Source organism: Plantibacter sp. MDV22-iso1 (assembly GCF_058408345.1).
Map to the genome: position 1 here is coordinate 423401 of NZ_JBZVDY010000002.1, position 20852 is coordinate 444252.

Annotated in this window: 21 protein-coding genes; 6 read left to right on the forward strand and 15 right to left on the reverse strand. The window is 70.5% G+C overall.

Annotated elements, in window-relative coordinates; genetic code table 11:
* Positions 1 to 31: 31 nt before the first annotated feature.
* A complete protein-coding gene (locus AC4PMY_RS12605; RefSeq protein ID WP_071258666.1) occupies positions 32 to 1270 on the forward strand; it encodes an isochorismate synthase in 1239 nt (412 codons plus the stop codon).
* Positions 1271 to 1287: 17 nt separating this feature from the next.
* On the opposite strand, the gene AC4PMY_RS12610 is transcribed toward AC4PMY_RS12605, so the two are convergent.
* From AC4PMY_RS12610 to AC4PMY_RS12620, 3 genes are read right to left on the reverse strand one after another with little or no spacing between them, the layout of a single operon-like run.
* Positions 1288 to 2151: a polyphosphate kinase 2 family protein gene (locus AC4PMY_RS12610; protein WP_071258665.1), complete on the reverse strand. Its 864-nt coding sequence runs from the start codon at positions 2149 to 2151 to the stop codon at positions 1288 to 1290.
* A gap of 55 nt (positions 2152 to 2206) precedes the next feature.
* The gene (menD, locus tag AC4PMY_RS12615) at positions 2207 to 3943 is read right to left on the reverse strand and encodes a 2-succinyl-5-enolpyruvyl-6-hydroxy-3-cyclohexene-1-carboxylic-acid synthase (protein ID WP_491622886.1); all 1737 of its coding nucleotides are present in this window, start codon (positions 3941 to 3943) and stop codon (positions 2207 to 2209) included.
* Positions 3940 to 4362 carry a PLD nuclease N-terminal domain-containing protein gene (locus tag AC4PMY_RS12620; protein WP_064294595.1) on the reverse strand — a complete coding sequence of 141 codons (423 nt, stop codon included), beginning with the start codon at positions 4360 to 4362 and terminating at the stop codon, positions 3940 to 3942. Before AC4PMY_RS12620 ends, menD begins: the two co-directional genes overlap by 4 nt.
* Positions 4363 to 4433: 71 nt before the next feature.
* On the opposite strand from AC4PMY_RS12620, the gene AC4PMY_RS12625 reads away from it, so the two are divergent.
* Positions 4434 to 4778, forward strand: coding sequence for a DUF4229 domain-containing protein (locus tag AC4PMY_RS12625; RefSeq protein WP_064294643.1), 345 nt, complete (start codon positions 4434 to 4436; stop codon positions 4776 to 4778).
* Here AC4PMY_RS12625 and AC4PMY_RS12630 read toward each other — a convergent pair.
* The 5 genes from AC4PMY_RS12630 to AC4PMY_RS12650 form a co-directional block, all read right to left on the reverse strand.
* A complete protein-coding gene (locus AC4PMY_RS12630) occupies positions 4719 to 5753 on the reverse strand; it encodes a 1,4-dihydroxy-2-naphthoate polyprenyltransferase (RefSeq protein WP_071258663.1) in 1035 nt (344 codons plus the stop codon). The genes AC4PMY_RS12625 and AC4PMY_RS12630 overlap by 60 nt on opposite strands.
* 39 nt (positions 5754 to 5792) lie before the next feature.
* Positions 5793 to 7934 carry an acyltransferase family protein gene (locus AC4PMY_RS12635; protein WP_491622887.1) on the reverse strand — a complete coding sequence of 714 codons (2142 nt, stop codon included), beginning with the start codon at positions 7932 to 7934 and terminating at the stop codon, positions 5793 to 5795.
* A gap of 106 nt (positions 7935 to 8040) precedes the next feature.
* A complete protein-coding gene (locus tag AC4PMY_RS12640; protein ID WP_491622888.1) occupies positions 8041 to 9201 on the reverse strand; it encodes an AMP-binding protein in 1161 nt (386 codons plus the stop codon).
* A 57-nt stretch (positions 9202 to 9258) separates the two neighbouring features.
* Entirely contained in the window at positions 9259 to 10185 is a 927-nt protein-coding gene (locus AC4PMY_RS12645; protein WP_064294597.1) for a 1,4-dihydroxy-2-naphthoyl-CoA synthase, read from the reverse strand.
* 16 nt (positions 10186 to 10201) lie between these two features.
* Positions 10202 to 11689, reverse strand: coding sequence for a hypothetical protein (locus tag AC4PMY_RS12650; protein ID WP_491622889.1), 1488 nt, complete (start codon positions 11687 to 11689; stop codon positions 10202 to 10204).
* A gap of 62 nt (positions 11690 to 11751) precedes the next feature.
* On the opposite strand from AC4PMY_RS12650, the gene AC4PMY_RS12655 reads away from it, so the two are divergent.
* Positions 11752 to 12729, forward strand: coding sequence for an o-succinylbenzoate synthase (locus tag AC4PMY_RS12655; protein ID WP_491622890.1), 978 nt, complete (start codon positions 11752 to 11754; stop codon positions 12727 to 12729).
* Between the two features lie 36 nt (positions 12730 to 12765).
* On the opposite strand, the gene ccsB is transcribed toward AC4PMY_RS12655, so the two are convergent.
* Genes ccsB through AC4PMY_RS12680 form a run of 5 tightly spaced genes read right to left on the reverse strand, consistent with a single transcriptional unit; the run spans position 12766 to position 17452 of the window.
* Positions 12766 to 13821 carry a c-type cytochrome biogenesis protein CcsB gene (gene ccsB, locus AC4PMY_RS12660; protein WP_491622891.1) on the reverse strand — a complete coding sequence of 352 codons (1056 nt, stop codon included), beginning with the start codon at positions 13819 to 13821 and terminating at the stop codon, positions 12766 to 12768.
* Positions 13818 to 15482 carry a cytochrome c biogenesis protein ResB gene (resB, locus tag AC4PMY_RS12665; protein ID WP_064294601.1) on the reverse strand — a complete coding sequence of 555 codons (1665 nt, stop codon included), beginning with the start codon at positions 15480 to 15482 and terminating at the stop codon, positions 13818 to 13820. The genes ccsB and resB overlap by 4 nt, the downstream gene beginning before the upstream one ends.
* Entirely contained in the window at positions 15466 to 16212 is a 747-nt protein-coding gene (locus AC4PMY_RS12670) for a cytochrome c biogenesis CcdA family protein (protein WP_064294602.1), read from the reverse strand. The genes resB and AC4PMY_RS12670 overlap by 17 nt, the downstream gene beginning before the upstream one ends.
* Positions 16209 to 16817 carry a TlpA family protein disulfide reductase gene (locus tag AC4PMY_RS12675; protein ID WP_064294603.1) on the reverse strand — a complete coding sequence of 203 codons (609 nt, stop codon included), beginning with the start codon at positions 16815 to 16817 and terminating at the stop codon, positions 16209 to 16211. The genes AC4PMY_RS12670 and AC4PMY_RS12675 overlap by 4 nt, the downstream gene beginning before the upstream one ends.
* Entirely contained in the window at positions 16817 to 17452 is a 636-nt protein-coding gene (locus AC4PMY_RS12680; protein ID WP_064294604.1) for a histidine phosphatase family protein, read from the reverse strand. The genes AC4PMY_RS12675 and AC4PMY_RS12680 overlap by 1 nt, the downstream gene beginning before the upstream one ends.
* A gap of 85 nt (positions 17453 to 17537) precedes the next feature.
* Between AC4PMY_RS12680 and aspS the strand changes: the two genes are divergently transcribed.
* The 3 genes from aspS to AC4PMY_RS12695 all read left to right on the forward strand — a co-directional run bounded on the left by aspS (position 17538) and on the right by AC4PMY_RS12695 (position 20218).
* Complete coding sequence (gene aspS, locus AC4PMY_RS12685) at positions 17538 to 18878, forward strand: aspartate--tRNA(Asn) ligase (RefSeq protein ID WP_491622892.1); 1341 nt, start codon at positions 17538 to 17540, stop codon at positions 18876 to 18878.
* Positions 18879 to 18896: 18 nt separating this feature from the next.
* The gene (locus AC4PMY_RS12690) at positions 18897 to 19349 is read left to right on the forward strand and encodes a flavodoxin domain-containing protein (RefSeq protein ID WP_064294606.1); all 453 of its coding nucleotides are present in this window, start codon (positions 18897 to 18899) and stop codon (positions 19347 to 19349) included.
* Between the two features lie 92 nt (positions 19350 to 19441).
* Positions 19442 to 20218 carry a putative protein N(5)-glutamine methyltransferase gene (locus AC4PMY_RS12695; RefSeq protein WP_064294607.1) on the forward strand — a complete coding sequence of 259 codons (777 nt, stop codon included), beginning with the start codon at positions 19442 to 19444 and terminating at the stop codon, positions 20216 to 20218.
* Between the two features lie 18 nt (positions 20219 to 20236).
* Here the strand turns inward: AC4PMY_RS12695 and AC4PMY_RS12700 are convergent, their stop codons facing one another.
* Positions 20237 to 20545: a Dabb family protein gene (locus tag AC4PMY_RS12700; protein ID WP_064294608.1), complete on the reverse strand. Its 309-nt coding sequence runs from the start codon at positions 20543 to 20545 to the stop codon at positions 20237 to 20239.
* Positions 20546 to 20585: 40 nt separating this feature from the next.
* Positions 20586 to 20846, reverse strand: coding sequence for a glutaredoxin family protein (locus AC4PMY_RS12705; RefSeq protein WP_064294609.1), 261 nt, complete (start codon positions 20844 to 20846; stop codon positions 20586 to 20588).
* Positions 20847 to 20852 lie beyond the last annotated feature (6 nt).

Genomic DNA, 20852 nt, shown 5'->3' on the forward strand with positions numbered 1-20852 from the left:
GACCCCTCCTGCGCGGGCGTAGGGTTGAACGGTGACCATTCCCCTGACCTCGTCACTGGTCGCCCAGACCGTCGCCATCGACGACCCGCGCCAGCTCCTCCCGTTCGCCGACCAGACCTCGCCGCTCCTCTGGGTGCGGAAGGGTCACGGGCTGGTCGGACTGGGTGAGGCGCTCCGCCTGGAGTTCTCTGGCCCCGACCGGTTCACGCGTGCCGCGGCGGCCTGGCGGGACGTCTGCGCCGCAGCCGTGGTGACGGACGAGGTGCGGCGGCCCGGGACCGGCCTGGTCGCGTTCGGCACGTTCGCCTTCGACGACGAGTCCTCCGCGACGAGCGTCCTCATCGTGCCGCGCACGATCATCGGCCGGTACCCCGACGCGAGTTTCATCACGCGGGTCTCCCTCGGCGACGGCGCCGAGGACGTCGATCCCGTGACCACGGCGTACGGGCCGGAGTACCGCATCCAGCTGACCCCCGGCGTGCAGAGCCGCGAGGGCTACCTCGAATCGGCCGAGCGCGCCATCGCCCGCATCAAGGCCGGCGGCCTCAGCAAGGTCGTGCTCGCTCGCGACCTGACCGGGCACCTCCCCGAGGAAGCGGACCGCCGCCGGGTGCTCCACGACCTCGCCCTCGCCTACCCCGACTGCTGGACCTACGCGGTCGACGGCTTCATCGGCTCGAGCCCGGAGACGCTCGTCCGAGTGGATCGGGGTGCCGTCTCGGCGCGCGTCCTCGCCGGCACGATCTCGCGTGGTCCCGACGCCGAGAGCGACCACGACCAGGCCGTCGCACTCATGACGAGCGCGAAGGACCAGGGTGAACACCAGTTCGCCGTGCAGTCGGTGCTGACGGCGCTGCAATCTCACAGTCCGCAGTTGCGCCGCAGCGAGGTCCCGTTCACCCTCAAGCTGCCGAACCTCTGGCACCTCGCGACCGACATCGAGGGACGACTTTCGGACGGCTCGTCCTCGCTCGACCTCATGGACGGCCTGCACCCGACGGCCGCCGTCGCCGGAACCCCGACCCGCGACGCCGTCACCCTCATCCGCGAGTTGGAACCGTTCGACCGCGGTCGCTACGCCGGTCCGGTCGGGTGGGTGGACGCCTCGGGCGACGGCGAGTGGGCGGTGGCCCTCCGCTGTGCGCAGATCGCACCCGACGGCGACATCACGGCCTACGCCGGCTGCGGCATCGTGGCCGACTCGGATGCCGCGACGGAGCTCGTCGAGACGAAGATGAAGTTCCGTCCGATCGTGGAGGCCTTCGGCTGAGCCGAGGCCCCACCGGTTCAGCTCGCCGCGAGTCGCGCCTGCTCGACGGCGATGTCGTAGTCAGCCGGCGGCCACTGCGGATCGATGTCCTCGAGGGCGTCGAGCAGCAGACGTTGGACCGCGATGCGCGCGTACCACTTGCGGTCCGCCGGCACGACGAACCACGGGGCTGCCTCGGTGCTCGTGCGCTCGAACGCCACCTGGTACGCGTCCTGATACGCCGGCCACAGCTCCCGTTCGTCCACATCGCCGGGGTTGTACTTCCAATGCTTGTCCGGACGCGCGAGCCGATCGGCGAGCCGTTCCTTCTGCTCGTCGGCGCTGATCTGCAGCATCACCTTGACGATGCGGGTCCCGCTCGCGACGATCCCCGCCTCGAAGTCGTTGATCGCTCCGTACCGACGCTCGATCTCGTCCGGCTCCGCGAGCCGACGCACCCGGCCGATGAGGACGTCCTCGTAGTGCGAACGGTCGAAGACGCCGATCTGACCGGGCTTCGGCAGGTGCGGCTCCACCCGCCAGAGGAAGTCGTGGGAGCGCTCCTCCTCCGTGGGCTTCTTGAAGGCGTAGTGGTGCACGCCCTGCGGGTCGACGGAGCCGACGACGTGCTTGACGATGCCACCCTTGCCCGCCGTGTCCATCGCCTGCAGGACGAGGAGCACCGCTTCCGGGGCTCCCTGCGTGCTCGCCGCGAAGAGTCGCTCCTGCAGTTCGGACAGGGCGGGCACCCCCGCGTCCAGCTCGAGCCTGCCCTGCTGCTTGTCGCCGTCGAAGCCCGGCGTCGACCGGGGATCGACGTCGGCGAGGCTGAACCCCTCGCCCACGCGCAGCGTGTCTCGAGGAGGTGCGGTCCAGGTCGATGCGTGCTTCGATGCCGTCATCCGCCCATTGTGGCCGCAGGTCGCGTCGGAAGTCGACCCCGGGAGGACCAACGGATCAGGCGCGCGGCAGCGGGACCTCGATGAGGACGGGACCGGTCACCGGCGCGGTGAACGCCTGGTCGAGTTCCGTGCGGGTGCGGGCCGAGCGGTACTCCCAGCCGTAGGCCGTCGCGAGCGACTCGAGCCGGACGTGCTGCGGCGTGTACTGGACGCGGTCGAAGAGCGCTCCGGGTGCACTCTGGGCGACCTCGAGCGCGTCGAAGATGGTGCCACCGCCGTCGTTGCCGACGATCACCTGGAGACGCGGCGCGACGCCGTCGTCCAGGAGAAGCGCGCCGACGTCGTGGAGGAAGGCGAGATCGCCGAGGAGCACCCGCGTCACACCGGGACCACCGTCGGCCTGGCTCGCCAGCGCGATCCCCGTGGCGGTGGCGATGGTGCCGTCGATGCCCGCGAGTCCACGGTTGGCGTGCACGCTGATCTTGCGGCCGGGGACGAGGCCGTCGGCCACGCGGATGAGCCTCGACGCACCGACGACGAGACGGTCGTGCGGCCAGGTGGCGCGCCAGACCGCGTCGACGAGGACCTCGCGGGTGACCGGGAGCCGGACGGCCTCGAGCTCGGCCCGGACGGAGGCCAGTCGCTCGGCGGGTGTCGTCGAGTGCAGCCCGTCGAGATCGGGGGCTGCGGGCGAGGGGTCGATCACCCGTTCGCGGGATCCGACGACCCACGCTCCGAGCCAAGCGCGATCCGCGGGACCCGCCTCGACGGCGACCGAGGACACGATGCGGTCGGCCCGTCGTCCGGGGTTGTAGACCTCGGCTCCGGCCTGGGCGACGACGATCGTCTCGACCTGCGGCTGCTGGAGCAGGAGCGGGACCTCGCGGCTGAGTGTCGGGTGGCCGAACACGACGACGCGCTCGACGGCCTCGCGGTAGTCGTCCTCGCGCAGCAGCTCCCGGTAGGCGGCGATGACGTTCCGCCCGAACCGCGATCCGCTCGACACCTCCGCGATGAGCGGCCACCCGCCGTCCGCCGCGAGCTGCTCGGCGGCCGGGCCGGAGTCGTGCCCGGCGACGACGAGGGTCCTGGGTCCACGCTCGAGCACGAGATGCGGTCGACCCGGGTAGAGCGGTGCCTCCGTGACGGCGTCCGTCGCGACCGGGACATCGGGGGCCGTCTCGGTCGCCTCCGGTTCGAAGCTGCCCGAGAGCGGCTCCCGGAACGCGAGGTTCAGGTGCACCGGGCCCGGGTCGAGGACGTCCGTCGCGGCACGGTACGCCCGCCGGGCGAGATCGCGGGCGGCGTCCTGCTCACCCGATTCACCGGTCGGGGCCTCGACGACCACGGCGAGGCGCGCGGCGAACCCGTAGAGGTCGTCCTGCTTCGTCGTCTGGTTCGCCCGGATGCCGTGCGCCTCGGCGGGCCGGTCGGCTGTGAGGACGATGACCGGCACGCGAGAGTGATGCGCCTCGAGGACCGCCGGATGCAGGTTCGCGGTCGCCGTCCCCGAGGTCGTGATCACGACGGCCGGACGGTCGGTCTCGACGCCGAGGCCCAAGGCGAGGAAGCCGGCGACCCGCTCGTCGATGCGCACGTGCAGGGTGATCCGTCCGGAGGCCGCGAGCTCGGCGGCGGCGAGCGCGAGCGCCTGGGACCGGGAGCCGGGACAGACGACGACGTCGGAGACACCCGCGGCGACGAGCTCGTCGAGGAGCGTCCATGCCGACGCGCTGGCCGGGCTCGATGAGGGAGCCGAGCCGACGGGCTCGGGAGCGGCGGACGGGTTCACGAGGCGCTCGGGGCGCCAGGCGGTCTGCGGCCGGAGCCGTCGTCGGGCGTGTCTGATCCTGGCGCGGGGTCGTCGTGCGTCGTCGCATCCGGGCTCTCACCCGACTCGTCGTCGAAGCGGTTGAGCTCGTCCTCGAGGTCGCGGATGCGCTTCGTCTGCGCGCGGTCGGCGTCGAGCTTCTTGAGGAAGTCCGGGTCGTCGTCCGGGGCTGAGCCGCGGGGCACGGCCTTCGGAGCGCGGACCCGGCCGATGATCCACCAGAGGACTCCGCCGATGACCGGCAGGAGGAGGATGGCGATGATCCAGGAGGTCTTGCTGATCCCTCGGACGCGGTCGCGCGGCATCGTGGCACAGTCGACCACCGAGTACACGATGAAGACGACTGCCGCGACGGCGAGGCCGATCCAGAGACGAACCATGTCTCCATCGTAAACGCCAGGTGACGTGATTACCTGGGGTTGCCTTCAGGCGGGACGCCTAGACTTATGTGGTGAAACGCGTTCCCGCCGCCGTCCGGTACACCATCCTCCGCCTCCTGGCGTTCGTGGTGCCGCTCCTGCTCCTCGTCTTCCTCACGGGTCTGCAGCCCTGGGTCGCCGCGATCATCGCCGCGATCATCGGGCTCTGCGTGTCCTACATCTTCCTGCGCACTCCGCGGGAGACCGTCGCGCAGGAGCTGTACGCCCGTCGACACGGCGACAAGCCGACGCCGCACGACGACGAGGACTCCGAGGACGCGGCGCTCGATGCGAGCGCGGCGACACCGGAAGCGTCGTCAGCCGGCGATGCCGGGCGTGTAGAAGAACGCCAGACCGAGGATCACCCCGAACGCTAGCTGCACGAGCCCCGTCAGCTTGAGCGCCAGGATCTGCTCTTTGGCCGTCGTGGAGAACAGCACGATCACGCACGCCGGGATGGCTGCGAGCAGCGCGAACATCGTGAACCAGGCGATCGGGTAGAAGAGCGCGAGGAACGCGGCGATGCCGAACGGCACGAGCAGCAGGACGCAGTAGAGCACCTTCGACGCGATCCGGCCGATGAAGGTCGACAGGGTGCGCTTCCCGACCGCCTTGTCCTGTTCGAGGTCGCGGAGGTTGTTGACGACGAGCGCGGCACAGGCGATGAGGCCCGCGCCGATCGCGCCGAACCATGCCTCCTGGTTCACGGTCCCGACCTGGACGAAGGTCGTGCCGAGTGTGGCGACGAGGCCGAAGAACACGAAGACGAAGACCTCGCCGAGCGCGAAGTACCCATAGGGACGCTTCCCGCCCGTGTAGAACCAGGCGGCGACGATCGCGACCGCCCCGACGAGGAGCAGCCACCAGAACTGGGTGAGGATCGTGAGGACGATGCCGGCCACGGCCGCGATCCCGAAGAACACCAGCGCGACGGTGAGGACCGTCTTGGGCTTCGCCGCGCCGGAACCGGTCAATCGGCTCGGGCCGACCCGCAGGTCGTCCGTTCCGCGGATGCCGTCGGAGTAGTCGTTGGCGTAGTTGACGCCGATCTGCAGCGCGAGCGCGACGACGAGGCAGAGCAGTGCACGGACCGGGTGGTAGACCCCGGGCCCCGCGATGATCGTCGCGGCGCCGGTGCCGATGAGCACGGGGGCGACGGCCATCGGCAGCGTGCGGATCCGCGCAGCACCGACCCAGTCGCCGAAGGTCGCCGGCTTCGCGAGGGGGACCTTGCGACCGCCACCGCGTGCGGGGTTGCCCGATCGTCCACCGTTCGCGCCACGACCCGCCGTGGGGCGCTGTGCGGACGTCTTCTGCTGTTTCGGCGCTGCTGGCCGTGCTCCATGTGCCACGACGGCGAGTCTACCCGCGGCGCCTCGGGGCGGACGGCGTCACAGGGCCCCGGCGGCCTGGAGCGTCTGGAGGACCGCCGGGGCGATGTGCTCGGCGAACGCCGGGGTGAGGTGCACGCTGTCGTACTTCGTCGGCGTGGTCCCGGCGAAGGCCGGGCAGACGCCGTCGACACAGCTGAACGGGAGCGACGAGACGAACCGCTCCCCGGCGGCCGTCGCGGCCGACTCGGTCGCCGCCGCGAACTCGTTCCAGGCCGCGTCGACGCCGACGGCGCAGTCCTGCGGACTGGACACCCTCGAGTAGCAGGACCCGAGATCCGCGCCGAGGGGCGGTGGCGCGAGGAACACGACGCGGCCGGGGACCTGATAGCCCGCAGTCTCGGCGAGCGCCGACTCGACCATCGACGTCGTGTCGAGCGATCGGCCGTCGGTGGTGCGACCTGCGGCGAACGCGTTCGAGACGATCACGAGGTCGGGCTGGTCCGCGGCGATGCGTTCGGCGATGTCGTGCTTCCGGGTCGGGCAGTCGTCCATCACCCCCGCGCCGCTGTTCTGGATGAGATCCTGCGTGAAGCGGCACCCGTACAGACCGATGGTGGTGATCCGTACGGCCCCGCTGCTCTGATCGGCGATGGCCCGGAACGCCGGCGCGTAGGCGAGCGCGGTCGAGTCGCCGACGAGGTAGACGTGCTTCGGCGCGGACGCATCGCCCCAGGTGCACGAGCCGTCGTCGGGCGTCGAACCCAGGTCGAAACAGGCCCGGGCGGGGTTGGTGCTCGAGGTCGCGCGGATCGCGTCGTCGAGGCTCGGCGAGAGGTTGTCGGGCCATGCGGAAGCCTGGCTCGCGAGTTGCAGCTCGGCGGCGATGCCCTGGAGCGGGTCTCCCGCCGGTGCCGCGACTGCCGCCGGTCCCCCGGTGGCCACCGGCATGCGGAGCGCGGGGCCGATGGCGATCACCGCGAGCCCGGCGACGATCACGAGCCCGACCGCCGAGTAGAGGAACTGGGAGGCGAACCGCTCGCGCCAGGCGGTCCAGGCGGCGTCCCTGGCGTCGCGGTCGCCGTGGAAGGAACCCACGAGCGGCGTGCGGTGCAACGGCTGTTCGATGAGCAGGAAGGAGAGCACCGAGACCCCGAGGATGAGCCCGAGCATACCCGGGACCGTGCTGAGGGCGGTGTCGGGGACGAGCATCGGTACGAACACGAGGATCGGGAGGTGCCAGAGGTAGAGCGAGTAGGAGATCGCTCCGACGCCACGGCTCAGCGGGTTCGTGAGCGGGAACATCCAGCGCGGGTACGCGGGACCGGCTCCGGTCCCGGCGGCGATGACCAGCATCGCGGCGGCGACGGGGGCGACCGCCCAGGGCCCGGGGAACCCGATCGACCCGGTGATGAGCAGCGCGGATGCGACGATGCCGACGAGCCCCGCCCATCCGGCGACCACCCGGAGCGCCGGCGGCACCCGGGCGAGGAGCGGAGCGAACACGGCCAGGAGTGCGCCGGCCCCCAGCTCCCACACTCGCGCGCCGGTCGCGAAATAGGCGGCCTGCGGGGCCGCCCCCGACTGCCACACGGCGACGGCGAAGGAGGCCGCGATGAGGATGACGAGGACGCCACCGACGACGAGGCGCGAGCGCATCACGGGTCGGGCTCCGCGGGCCGCGACGGCGAGGAGGACGAGGAGCAGCACCGGCCACACGAGGTAGAACTGCTCCTCGATCGAGAGGGACCAGAAGTGCTGCAGCGGTGATGCGGCGTCCGTCGCGTGGAAGTAGTCGGTGCCCGACGCCTCGAAGCGCCAGTTCGAGACGAGCAGCGCGGCCGACACCGCGTCCCACCAGGTCGCGAGCGCCCGCGGCGCGTTGAAGAGCCACGACGCCAGCGCGACGGTCGCGGCGAGGACGACGAGCGACGCGGGCAGGATCCGCTTGATCCGCCGACCGAAGAAGGCCGGCAGGGAGATGCGTCCGGAACGCTCGTGCTCGCGCAGGAGCAACCCGGTGATGAGGAAGCCGGAGATCACGAAGAACACGTCCACACCCACGAAGCCGCCGGCCGGTCGGCCGGTCGCGTGGGCGAGGATCACGGCGGTGACTGCGACCGCCCGCATCCCCTGAATGTCGGCGCGGAACGCCGTCGTCGGCCTCGTGGGCGCAGCGCCCGTGTCGGTCCCCGTTGTCACCTGTCGTCGTCCCCCGGCTACGGTCGCTCGTCGACACGCATGAGAGAGCATGCCCTATGCGACAACCGCCTGCAAACCGGCCCTCGCGGTCACGCGGAGGACGGGCTCAACCCAGTCGCGAGCGGAGTGCGACGAGGTCGGGTTTGCCGCTCGCGAGCAGCGGCAGCTCTGCCAGACGGACCAGTCGGGCGGGGCGGGCCGGGCGGCCGAGCGCCTCCGCGACCGTGTCCCGCGCGGCCTGGAGCAGTGCGTCGTCCGCCAGATGATCGGCGGGGGTCGCGGCGTCCGTCACGATCACGGACGCCTGACCGAACCGCTCCTCGGCGACGGCGACGACGACGGCCTCGGCCAGCCCCGGCACCGACCGGACGACCGCCTGCACACGGTCGAGGGAGATGTTCACCCCGCCGCTGATGATCACGTTGTCGGCCCGCCCGGTCACCCGGACGACGCCGTCGACGAACTCGGCGGTGTCGCCGGTGCGGTACCACCGTCGGCCGCCGTCGTCCGGGAAGGCGGTCGCCGTGCGGTCCGGTTCGCCGAGGTAGCCCTCGGCGAGCACCGGCCCGGCGAGGAGGAGCTCCCCGTCCGCCAGCCGGGGTTCGACACCGCGGAACGGCACGCCGTCGTAGAGACAGCCGCCGGACGTCTCGCTGGAACCGTAGCTCCGCACGACGCGGATGCCGAGCGCTGCGGACCGCTCGAGCAGCGGAGCGGGGGTGGCCTGTCCCCCGACGAGCAGCCCGGCGAGTCCGGCGAGCGCGTCACGCACGGATGGGCTCGTCTCGGCGGCGTCGACGAGCAGGCGCAGCTGCGCCGGCACGAGGGCCACGAAGCCGTCATCGGCGTCGAGCCGCTCGACGAGTCCGCAGAACGCGCGGGCGTCGAACGATCCAGCCGGGGCCTCGATCGGCCTGGTCCCGGCGACGATCGACCGGAGCAGCACATTGACGCCGGCGATGTAATGCGTCGGGAGCGCCAGGATCCACTGCGAGGAACGGCGGTGGGCCTCAGGGCCGCCCAGGGCCACCGCGGAACCCGCCGCGCTGGCCAGGAGGGCGTCGGCCGCGAGGGCGACCCGCTTCGGCACGCCCGTCGAGCCGGACGTCTCGATTACGAGGGCCACCCGGTCGTCGACCACGGCCGGTGCCGCGGAGGATCCGCGCTGCGCCGGGAGCACTGCCGGTCCGGAACCGTCGAGCGCCGTCTCCAGGGCTGCGAGCATCGCCGAGGCGGACGCGTCGACGGGGAGCAGCTGACGGGTCATGGATTCAGCGTACGCCGGGTCCATCGGTGCTCCGCCGACCCCTCGACGTCACGGAGCTCAGAACTGCCAGGGGAACGGAGCCCAGTCCGGCTTGCGCTTCTCCAGGAAGGCGTCGCGCCCCTCCACCGCCTCGTCGGTGCCGTAGGCGAGGCGGGTGGCCTCACCTGCGAACACCTGCTGGCCGACGAGACCGTCGTCGACGGCGTTGAAGGCGAACTTGAGCATGCGGATGGCGGTCGGCGACTTGCCGAGGATGGTGCGGGCCCAGGCGACCCCCGTCTGCTCGAGCTCGGCGTGCGGGACGACCGCGTTGATCGCGCCCGCCTGCAGCGCGCGCTCCGCGTCGTACTCCTGGGCGAGGAAGAACACCTCGCGGGCGAACTTCTGACCCACCTGCTTGGCGAAGTACGCGCTCCCGTACCCGGCGTCGAAGGAACCGACGTCGGCGTCGGTCTGCTTGAACCGCGCGTGTTCCCGACTCGCGATCGACAGGTCGCACACCACACCGAGGGAGTGCCCACCGCCCGCGGACCACCCTGGAACGAGGTTGATGACGACCTTCGGCATGAAGCGGATGAGGCGCTGGACCTCGAGGATGTGCAGGCGACCGTTGCGCGCGGCGTCGATGCCGCTCGCCGTCTCGTCGTCTGCGGCGTCGTCGCTCGCGTACCGGTAGCCGTCGCGACCACGGATGCGCTGGTCGCCGCCCGAGCAGAACGCCCAGCCGCCGTCCTTCGCGCTCGGACCGTTGCCGGTGAGCAGCACCACGCCGACCGTCGGGCTCTGGCGCGCGTGGTCGAGCGCGCGGTACAGCTCGTCGACGGTGTGCGGGCGGAAGGCGTTGCGCACCTCGGGGCGGTCGAACGCGATGCGCACGAAGCCGCCCTCGCGCGCGACGTGGTACGTCAGATCGGTGAGGTCCTCGAACCCCGGTACGACGTCCCAGATCTCCGGGTCGAACAGTTCGGACACTCGATCGCTCATGCGTCCAGCCTAGGCACTACTTCGGCTTGTCGAGGTCCGCGTAGGGCTTGAGCGCCTCCAGGTAGTCGGCGCGGTCCGCATCCTTCAGGAGCGCGTAGGAGTCGAGGTGCAGCTCGATGCCCTCCGCCGCCATGTCGGAGTAGTCGACGTCGAACTCGCGGTCCTTCGCGACCGTGCCGGCCGAGTCGAGCGTGAGATCGACGATGCTCGTCCGGAAGTCGCCGGCCCCCGTGATGGCGTTGTAGGTGTGCAGATCCCACAGCGCCTGGGTGTCGAGGGTCTCGCCACCGTACCGTTCGGTGAGCTCGCCCGGCTCACGCCAGGAGGACGGCGCGTTCTGCATATCGAGGTTCGCGATGCCGTAGCGGAGCAGGACCTGTCGGATGAGCTCGACCACCCGCGACTTCTCCTCGAAGGTGCGCACGGTCGTCGTCGTCTGCCACACCGGCGCCGTGTACTCGAAGAGCATGGAGTCCCCGCCGTACCCGTTCTGATCGACTTCCGTCTCGGCGGGCTGTCGCTCCACCCAGTCGAATCCGAACTCCGCGGTCAACGCCGTCCGGATCTCCGCGAGCATCTCGTCGGACGTCCCGACGAAGTCCTCGTAGCTCGGCCCGTCGAGGGTCTCCTTCGCGTCGACGTAGGCGGACCCCGGGTAGGTGTCCCAGATCGGGTCGTGCTCCTCGTCGCCGCTGCCGCCGGCGGAGGAGCCGTCCCCCGCCCGGTCCGTGGAGAGACCTCCGACCGCCATCGCCGTGGCCGGATTGACGACGAGGAGGAGCACCAGCGCCAGCACGCCCCAGCGGCGCCGCACCTTCCGGCGGATGACGATGACACTCCCGACGAGCAGCACGATCTGCACGACGACGACGAGGGCGAACGCCACGAGGATGGCCCAGGCCCCCTCGCCGGGCCGGTAGCTGACGGCCAGCAGGACGGTGAAGAGCGTCACCGCCACCACCGCGCCGAGCAGGGCGAGCGGGGAGAAGGAGGCGACGACACCCCGACTCCGCGCGCCGGGTTCGTCCAGACCCGTCGGGGATGCACCGGCGGCAGGCGGGTGCGCCGCCGGAGTCCGCTCGCCGTCGTCGGCGTGGATCGCCGCGACCTCCGGTTGCGAGGTGGGCGCGCGTTCCGCCGCCTTCCGTTGCCGACGCGACGACGGCTTCCGCGATGCGGGCTCCCGCGGTGTCCGTCGTCCTCGGGACCCCGGACGCCGGAACCTGGCGGTCTCCGCCTCCAGCTCCTCGGGCGTGCGCTCCGGGGCGGCTGGCACTCGCGCGGCCGAGGACGCGGCTGCCGGCGGCGCCCCGGGGATCGGCGGGGCGTTCGGATCGCGCGGCTCGTCTGAGGATCCGCCGGGCGCTTCCTCGATCACCGGGGGCACCTCGGCCTCGGGACTCCGCTCGAAGATCGGCTCGGGCACCGAGAAGGCGGCGGGTTCGTCCGCGGGCACGCTTCGCCGATCGCCGGGCATCGGCTTGCGTCGGGAGAACAGCGGCACGGGATCGATTGTGTCACGGGCGTCCCGCGACGGCTTCCGACCTCCGGGTGCAGGATGGGGACATGCAAGCGAACCTCGACGACGTCCTCGCCACCGCCCGCGTGGTCTCCATCCCCCTCCGCGTCCGGTTCCGGGGCATCGACACCCGCGAGGCCGTCCTCTTCCGCGGGCCCGCCGGGTGGACGGAGTTCTCCCCCTTCGTCGAATACGACGACCAGGAGTCGGCCGCGTGGCTCCGGGCCGCCATCGACTTCGGCTGGTCGGACCTCCCACCCCTCCACCGGGATCGCATCCTCGTGAACGCGACGGTCCCGGCCGTGGATGCGGCGGACGTCCCGTCGATCCTCTCCCGCTTCCCGGGCTGCCGCACTGCGAAGGTGAAGGTCGCCGAGCGCGGGCAGGTGCTCGCCGACGACGTCGCGCGCGTCGTCGCCGTCCGGCGGGCCATCGGACCCGAGGGTCGACTCCGTGTGGACGCCAACACCAACTGGACCGTCGACGAGGCCGAACACGCCATCCGCGCCCTCGAACCCTTCGACCTCGAGTACGTCGAGCAGCCCTGCGCGACCGTCGCGGAACTCGCCGAGATCCGCGAACGGGTCTCCTCCTTGGACGTCGCCGTCGCGGCGGACGAGAGCGTCCGCAAAGCCGAGGACCCCCTGGCCGTGGCTCGCGCCGGCGCCGCCGACCTGCTCGTCGTGAAGGCGCAGCCGCTCGGCGGCGTGCACGCCGCGCTCGGCATCGCGGGCGAGGCCGGCCTGCCGATCGTCGTCTCGAGCGCGCTGGACACCTCCGTCGGCATCTCCATGGGCGCCCACCTCGCGGCGGCCCTGCCGGAACTCGACTACGACTGCGGCCTCGCCACCACCGCGCTCCTCGGCGGCGACGTGACGACCGCCCCGCTCGATCCCGTGGACGGCGGCATCGCCGTCCGCCGCGTCGAGGTGGACGCCGATCTCCTCGAGCGTTTCACGGCGTCTCCGGAGCGCACGGCCTGGTGGCTCGACCGACTCCGCCGTACCCACGCGTTGCTCGGCTAGCCCTTCGACAGGCTCAGGGACCGGTGCGTCGGAGACCTACAGACCGCTGTAGGCGTGCAGACCCTTGAAGAACACGTTCACGACGACGAAGTTGAACATCACGGCGCTGAAGCCGATGATCGCGAGCGTGGCCGCCCGTGATCCGCGCCAGCCGCGCGTCGCCCTGGCGTGGATGTACCCGGCGAAGATCACCCAGATGATGAAGGTCCACACCTCCTTGGTGTCCCAGCCCCAGTACCGACCCCAGGCGCGCTCCGCCCAGATGGCACCGGCCATGAGCGTGAAGGTCCAGAAGATGAAGCCGATGATGTTGACGCGGTATGCGAGGTTTTCGAGGCGCTCCGCGTTCGGGAGGGTGAGCAGGAAGCGGAGACGCCCGGAGCCCTGGGTGGGCTGCACGAGCCCGAGCCGACGCTCACGACGCCCCTGCAGGAGCTGCACGACGCTCAACGCGAAGCCGATGGCGAAGAACGCCGTACCGAGGCTCGCGACGAACACGTGGATGACGAGCCACGCCGACTGCAGCGCCGGCGGCAGCGGGACGACCTCGACGTAGAAGTTCGCGGTCGCGAGGCCGAGGAGCACGGTCACGAGGCCGATCACGAAGCTGCCGAGGAACCGGAGGTCCACCCGTGCGATGACCACGAGGAACACCGCGACGATGAGCAGCGTGCCCGTCATCGCGAACTCGTACATGTTCGCCCACGGGACACGACCGGCGGCGATACCGCGCGTCACGTCCGCGACGAGGTGAAGCAGGAAGGCGATGACGGTGAGCGAGACCCCGACCCGGAGACTCGGCGACTTGCGCGACGCCTGCTGCTCGGGCTCGTCCGAGGGACGGCGGGTCTTGCGCGGGACACCGTCGCTCGTGACGATCGGTGCGGCGGTCCGCGCCGCCGCGGAGGCGAGTGCGCCGACGCGCTCCTCGGCGGCTGCCGACCGTTCCAGCTCGGCCCGCTCGGCCGCGTCGATCGCCGCGGTGACCTCGGCGCTGCGGCGCGCGAGGTCGAACGTGAAGGCGATGAACGCCAGCGCGTAGACGGCGACGGCCGACCAGAGGCAGAGGTTCGAGATTTCGACGAGGGTCACGGGGTGATTCTACCTTCGGGTTCGGACGGGACAGGCGTTGGACTGTGCGCTTCGGCGATCGCCGCGACGGCCGCTTCGAGGCCGGGGTCCTCGCCGCGGGCGAGCCCGGCGTATTCGAGGGAGACGGTGCCGTCGCTCCCGGTCACGGCCTTCACCCAGACGCGGCGTCTGGCGACGAAGAGCGAGGTGATGAGGCCGGACAGGGCGAGGATGGCGAATGCGAGCACCCAGAGCTGGGTCGGGTCATGGTGCACGTCGAACGAGGCGAACCGCTTGACGGAGCCGGCGTAGTTCTCGGTCGACGGGTTGGCGGCGACGTTGTCGAAGGACACCGTGCCGAGGCCGTTGGGGAGGTCCGTGATCTGGCCAGGCGTGAGTTCGATCGACTCGACGCCGGTGTCGCCGCCCGTGAGCTGCTTCATGTCGTCGACGTCGAGCGCGTAGACCGACTTCGGAGCACCGGCGTTGATACCGAGGTCGCCGGAGTAGACGTTGAGCGTCAGCACCGGGTAGGCGAGGTCGGGGTAGGACGAGAAGAACGGCGGCTTGGACGCGGCCTGCGTCGGATAGAAGAACCCGATCATGCCGAGCTGCTCAGCCAGACCGTCCGGGACCTTGACGATGCCGAGCGAGGTGAGCTGGGCGTCCTGCGGCAGGAACGGGATGGAGTCGCTGAACACGACCTTGCCCTCGGGATCACGGACGGTGATCGTCGGCGCGTAGCCGTTGCCGAGCAGGTAGACGTCGGTGCCCTCGAACCGCAGCGGATCGTTGACCTTGATCGTCGCGTCCTGCGGCTTCCCGCCGGGCGAGGTCGTCGTGACCTTCGCGCGGTAGTCGATCGCCTGACCGTACGCGTCGAGGTTCTCGGTCTCGTAGGTGACGCCGAACTCGTCGAGCGTCAACTTGTAGGGGGCCAGCTCCGACTCGTTGAAGAAGCGGCCGGGGTTGAAGGAGTCGTAGTCGAGCAGGGTGTTGACGAAGGTCTGTCCCTCGACGAGCACGCGCTGACCGGAGAAGCCGAAGCCGCCGCCGAAACCGACCGTCACGAGGATGCCGACGAGGGCCGAGTGGAACACGAGGTTGCCGGTCTCGCGGAGGAAGCCGCGCTCGGCGGACACCGATGCGGACCCCTCGGCGTCGTAACGCTCGACACGGTAGCCCTGGCGCTTCAACTGCTTCGTCGCGTCGTCGATGAGCTCGGCGGCGGTCGCGCCGCTGTCGTCGCTGCGACGCTCGAACGCGGAGAGCCGAGACAGGCGCGCGGGCGTCCGCGGCGGGCGGGAGCGCAGGGCGAGCCAGTGGTGCTTCGTCCGCGGGATCACACAGCCGATGAGCGAGATGAACAGCAGCAGGTAGATCGCGGAGAACCAGGCCGAACTGTAGACGTCGAACGCCTGCACCTTGTCGAGGATGGGCGCGAGGTCCGGGTTGTCGGTGAAGTACTGGGTGACGCCGTTCGGGTCGCTCGACCGTTGCGGGACGAGCGACCCGGGCACCGCGGCGATGGCGAGCAGCAGCAGCAGGAAGAGCGCCGTGCGCATGCTCGTGAGCTGACGCCAGAAGAAGCGGAGCCAACCGACGAACCCGAGCTTCGGCTGGTTGATGCCGTCGGCCGGAGCCGGTGCGGCAGAGTCGATGTGATCAGAGGGGCGTGACAAGGCCGCTCATCACCCCCTGCAACGAGTACATCCAAGCGGACCAGAGACCAGACACCATCAACACACCGATCACGATGAGGAGCACGCCGCCGATGATGTTGATCGTGCGGATGTGCCGTTTGAGGAACGCCAACGACCCCGTGACCCAACCGAGTCCGAGTGCGACGAGCAGGAATGGGATGCCGAGACCGAGGCAGTAGAACAGCCCGAGGAGCGCTCCGCGCCACGCGGAGCCGCCCGAGAGGGAGAGCGCGCTGATCGCGGTGAGCGTCGGGCCGAGGCAGGGCGTCCAGCCGATGGCGAAGACGAAGCCGAGCAGCGGCGCGCCGGCGAGGCCGGTGGCGGGTGCCCAGCTGGTGCGCACCGTGCGCTGCAGCCGGGAGAACTGGCCGATGAAGATGAGCCCCATGAGGATGACGACCGCACCGAGGACGCGGGTGATGACGCCCTCCCACTCGACGAACCAGGCGCCGATCGTCCCGACGAACGCAGCGATCGCCACGAACACGACGGTGAAGCCGAGGATGAAGAGACTGACGCCGAGCAACACGCGCCGGCGACCCGCACCGGAGCGCCCTTCCTCCACCGTCGTCATGCCGCCGACGTATCCGAGATAGCCGGGGACGAGCGGCAGGACGCACGGCGAGAGGAAGGACAGCAGACCGGCCGCGATGGCGATCGGGATCGCCACGAGGAGCTGGCCGCCGTAGACGAGCTCGCCGGGGGTCACTCTGGGGCGCTCTCGGCGATCGTGTCGCGGATGAGGGTGTCGAGGATGGTGCGGTCCTGCAGCTGCCCGAGGATGCGTGCGGCGACCCGACCTTGGGCGTCGAGGACGATGGTGGTCGGCACCGCGTTCGGTGGGACGCTGCCCGTGAAGGCGAGCTTCGCCTCCCCGCTGTCGACGTCGAGGATGGAGGGGTAGGTGATGCCGAAGGTGCCGTTGAACGCCTTCGCGGTGTCGGCGGTGTCGCGGACGTTGACCCCGATGAAGGTGGCGCCCTGGTCGGTGTACGCCTCGTTGAGCGCCTGCAGATCCTTCGCCTCCGCGCGGCAGGGTGCGCAGGCGGCGTACCAGAAGTTCACGACCATGACCTGGCCCGCGTGGTCCGCGGAGGAGATCTGCTCGCCGTCCTCGCCGACGCCCGAGAAGCTGATCGACTCGCCACGGTCGTCGAGCGCGACCTCGGTCACGCTGCCGTCGCCCGCGACGTACCCCTTGCTGCTGCCCTCGCGATACTGCTCGGCGAGCGGGTCGCTCCCGCACGCCGTGAGCAGGAGCGCCCCGACGGCCAGCACGGCGGCGACGGCCAACGTCCTCGATCTGCGGGCCATCAGACGGCCCCGACATCGGTCGCACCGGACGAGAGACGGGCGGCCGGATCGACGTAGCCGACCTCGACGAAGCCCTGCTCGGTCCGCTCGAAGCTGGTGATGCTCGACAGGGCGCACCGTCGCTTCCGCGGGTCGTGACGATAGGGCGCCCCGACCACAGAGCTGTGCAGCATCCAGATGGGCAGCTGGTGGCTGACGATGACCACGTCTCCCGACGGCGTCGCGCGCCAGGCGTCCTCGACGGCCGCGGTCATGCGGTTGACGATCGACGCGTACGGCTCACCCCAGCTCGGGCGGGACGGGTTGCGGAGCTTGGGCCAGTTGAGCGGGTTCTTCAGGGCGCGGCTCATGCGCTTGCCCTCGAACTCGTTGAACGGTTCGATCACGCGCGGCTCGGCGACGACGGCGAGCCCGAACGCGGCGGCGACCGGCGCGGCGGACTCCTGGGTGCGCTGCAGCGGGGACGCGTAGAGCGCGCCCACCGTGCGATCACGGCTCACGAGGTCGTCTGCGGCGGCCTGTGCCATGCGCTCACCGAGCTCGGACAGTCGGAATGCGGGGAGTCGACCGTAGAGCACACGAGAAGGATTGTGCACCTCGCCGTGACGCACGAGATGGATCTGGTCGGCTACCACCCTCCAAGTGTACGTTTCCCCAAGCTGCGGATTCACCGTGACCTCCGTCCAGGTCCGAGCCACGAGCGACGGCTAAGCTGTCGGGGTGAGTGAACGCGTCGTTGTGAAGAACCTGGCCGCCCTGTCCGACGGTCCCGTCACCGTCTCCGGATGGGTCGAGACCGTCCGCGACCAGAAGAAGGTGCAGTTCGTCGTCCTCCGCGACGAGAGCGGCGCCGTCCAGCTGGTGAACCCGGCCGTCCGCGAGGTCGACCCGGAGGTCGAGGGCTCCGCCGACCGCCTCGCCACCACCGAGGCGATCTCCGCCCTCGCGCACGGCTCCTTCATCACCGTCACCGGCGAGCTCAAGCACGACGAGCGCGTCAAGCTCGGCGGCATCGAGGTCAAGGTCGCCACGCTCGAGGTCGTCACCGCCGCCAACCCCGAGACGCCGATCGCTGCGGACTCCTCGCTCGACAAGCGGCTCGACTGGCGCTTCCTCGACCTGCGCCAGCCGAAGCAGGCACTGATCTTCCGCATCCAGACGACGTTCGAGCACGCACTGCGTCAGTACTGGATCGACAACGACTTCATCGAGATCCACACCCCGAAGCTCATGGCGAGCGCGAGCGAGTCGCGCGCCGAGCTCTTCGAGGTCGACTACTTCGAGGGCAAGGCGTACCTCGCGCAGTCCCCGCAGTTCTTCAAGCAGATGGCGCAGTCCGCCGGCTTCGGCAAGGTGTTCGAGGTCGGACCCGCATTCCGCGCCGACCCGTCGTTCACCAGCCGACACGCGACCGAGTTCACGAGCGTCGACGCCGAGATCAGCTGGATCGAGTCCCACGAGGACGTCATGCAGCTGCACGAGGAGCTCCTCGTCACCGGCTTCACGGCGGTCAAGGACAAGCACGGCGAGCAGATCTCGGAGCTCTTCGGCATCGAGCTCGAGGTCCCGTCGCGTCCGTTCCCGCGCATCCCGCTGGCCGAGGCCAAGCGCATCGTCGCCGAGCGCGGCTACGAGATCCCCCGCGCCGACGACGACATGGACCCCGAGGGCGAGCGTCAGATCGCGGCCTACGTCAAGGAGACGTTCGGTCACGACTTCGTCTTCCTGACCGACTACGCGTCGAGCATCCGGCCGTTCTACCACATGCGCAACGCCGAGGACGGCTCGCTCACGAACAGCTACGACCTCATCTACAACGGCGTCGAGATCTCCACGGGCGCGCAGCGCGAGCACCGCGTCGACGTCCTCGTCGAGCAGGCCAAGGAGAAGGGTCTGGAGCCCGAGGAGCTCGAGTTCTACCTCGACTTCTTCCGCTACGGCGTCCCGGCGCACGGCGGCTTCGGCATGGGCCTCGCCCGCGTGCTCATGCTCATGCTGCACGAGACCTCCATCCGTGAGGTCACCTACCTGTTCCGCGGCCCGACCCGCCTCGCCCCGTAACCCCGCAGGAAGGACGCCATGCAGATCGTCATCCTGTACGGGACCGAATCCGGCAACGCCGAACGCCTCGCCGGCGACCTCGGTAAGGCCATCGGCTCACAGCACCAGTGGCGCGTCGTCGACCTCGGCGACGTCGACCCCGCGGAGCTGTCGGCCGACGAGATCCACATCTTCATCACGTCGACGTACGGCGACGGCCTCCTCGGTGAGACCGGCCAGATCTTCTACGAGGCGCTCGAGGAGTCCGACGTGGAACTCGACGGGCTCCGGTACGCCATCTTCGGGCTGGGCGACAGCAGCTACGAGGACACGTACAACCAGGGCAGCTCGCTGCTCGACGCCCTGCTCACCGAGCACGGCGCGACCCGGTTCGGTGAGTTCGGTCTGCACGACGACGGCGGGTTCGAGCGCAAGAAGGACGTCGCGCTCGCCTGGCTGCCCGGCGTGCTCGCCGCAGCAGAACAGCTCTGACCACCGCTCTGGTGCGAGCCCGGACGCGACGGTAGCGTGACTCGCACCGACCGTGCGGCGTCCGTCGCAGGTGGGCGAGGGGTGTAGGCCAGATGAACGCGACCGCCGAATCCGTGGTCCTGCGCCTTCGTGCGGCGGGGTGCGTCTTCGCCGAGGACGAGGCGGCTCTCCTCCTCGCCGAATCGGATGATCCGGATCGACTCGAACGGATGGTCGCGGCACGGGTCGCCGGCCGGCCGCTCGAGCATGTCCTCGGCTGGGTCGCGTTCCGGGGCCGCCGGGTTGTCGTCGAGGACGGGGTCTTCGTGCCGAGGCGACGCACCGAGCTCCTGGTCGACGTCGCCCTCCCGCGCCTCCGGAAGGATTCGGTGGTCGTCGAGCTCTGCTGCGGTGCCGCGGCCGTCGGGAGTGCGCTCCTCACCGAGGCGCCCGGCCCCATCGATGTCTGGGCGTCGGACATCGACCTCGCCGCGGTGGACTGCGCACGGCGCAACGTCGAGCCGCTCGGTGGGCACGCCCTGCTCGGAGACCTGTTCGACGGGCTACCCCGAGCGCTCGCGGGGCGCGTCGATGTCCTGCTCGCGAACGCCCCCTACGTCCCGACGGCGTCGATGGCGACGATGCCGCCCGAGGCTCGGGAGCACGAGGCCGTGATCGCGCTCGACGGCGGTGCCGACGGGCTCGACGTCCAGCGTCGGATCATCGCGCAGGCCCCGGACTGGCTCGCTCCGACCGGCGCCATCCTGATCGAGACGAGCGAACGTCAGGCTCCCGAGACCGCAACGCTCATGCGGGCGGCGGGCCTCACGGCGTCGATCGTCCGCGACGACGAGCTCGACGGCACCGTGGCCGTCGGCGTCATGGCCTGAGTCCTGCGGGCGCCGGGCTCAGTCGAGCTGGAAGTCGACCGCGGAGCGCTCGACCACGAGCTGGCGGACGATCTGCACCACGCGGACATGCTCCGGGTGGACCTGGTAGCGCTCCAAGGCTTCGAGGCTCGGGTAGTCGCCGACCAGCACGACGTCCCAGTTGCTCTCCGGGTAGGCGATGTTGCGTCCGACCTGGAGGCGCTCGATGTCGTCCGGCATGAACCCGGCGAGTGCCTCGAGTTCGGACTGCATCGTGGCGAACGCCGCGTCGCGCTCGGCCTCGTCCGTTGCTGCCAGCTTCCAGCTGACGATGTGGCGGATGGTCACTGGGCCCCCAAGGGTCGATGTGGATGGATGGTCGTGCGGATCAGTCGGCGAGCAGCGCGGACCGCAGGCGGTCGGGGTCGATGCGCCAGTAGTTGTGGACCCTGCCGTCGATGAGGACGACGGGGATCTCCTCCCAGTGGCGGTCGTGGAGCGCCGGATCGTCGAGGATCGAGAGCTCCTCGCGTTCGATCGTGGGGCCGTCGGACGGGAGGCCTGCGACCACCTCGTCGATCACGGCTCGCGCGTCGTCGCAGAGGTGACAGCCGGGCTTGCCGATGAGCGTGACGTGCAGAGTGGACACCTCCTC

Excerpts from the sequence above, each read along its gene's own strand:
- AC4PMY_RS12690 (WP_064294606.1), top strand. The coding sequence starts at position 18,897 with ATGCAGATCGTCATCCTGTACGGGACCGAATCCGGCAACGCCGAACGC.
- AC4PMY_RS12610 (WP_071258665.1), bottom strand. The coding sequence starts at position 2,151 with ATGACGGCATCGAAGCACGCATCGACCTGGACCGCACCTCCTCGAGAC.
- AC4PMY_RS12640 (WP_491622888.1), bottom strand. The coding sequence starts at position 9,201 with ATGACCCGTCAGCTGCTCCCCGTCGACGCGTCCGCCTCGGCGATGCTC.
- AC4PMY_RS12675 (WP_064294603.1), bottom strand. The coding sequence starts at position 16,817 with ATGGCCCGCAGATCGAGGACGTTGGCCGTCGCCGCCGTGCTGGCCGTC.
- AC4PMY_RS12695 (WP_064294607.1), top strand. The coding sequence starts at position 19,442 with ATGAACGCGACCGCCGAATCCGTGGTCCTGCGCCTTCGTGCGGCGGGG.
- AC4PMY_RS12620 (WP_064294595.1), bottom strand. The coding sequence starts at position 4,362 with ATGGTTCGTCTCTGGATCGGCCTCGCCGTCGCGGCAGTCGTCTTCATC.
- AC4PMY_RS12655 (WP_491622890.1), top strand. The coding sequence starts at position 11,752 with ATGCAAGCGAACCTCGACGACGTCCTCGCCACCGCCCGCGTGGTCTCC.
- AC4PMY_RS12645 (WP_064294597.1), bottom strand. The coding sequence starts at position 10,185 with ATGAGCGATCGAGTGTCCGAACTGTTCGACCCGGAGATCTGGGACGTC.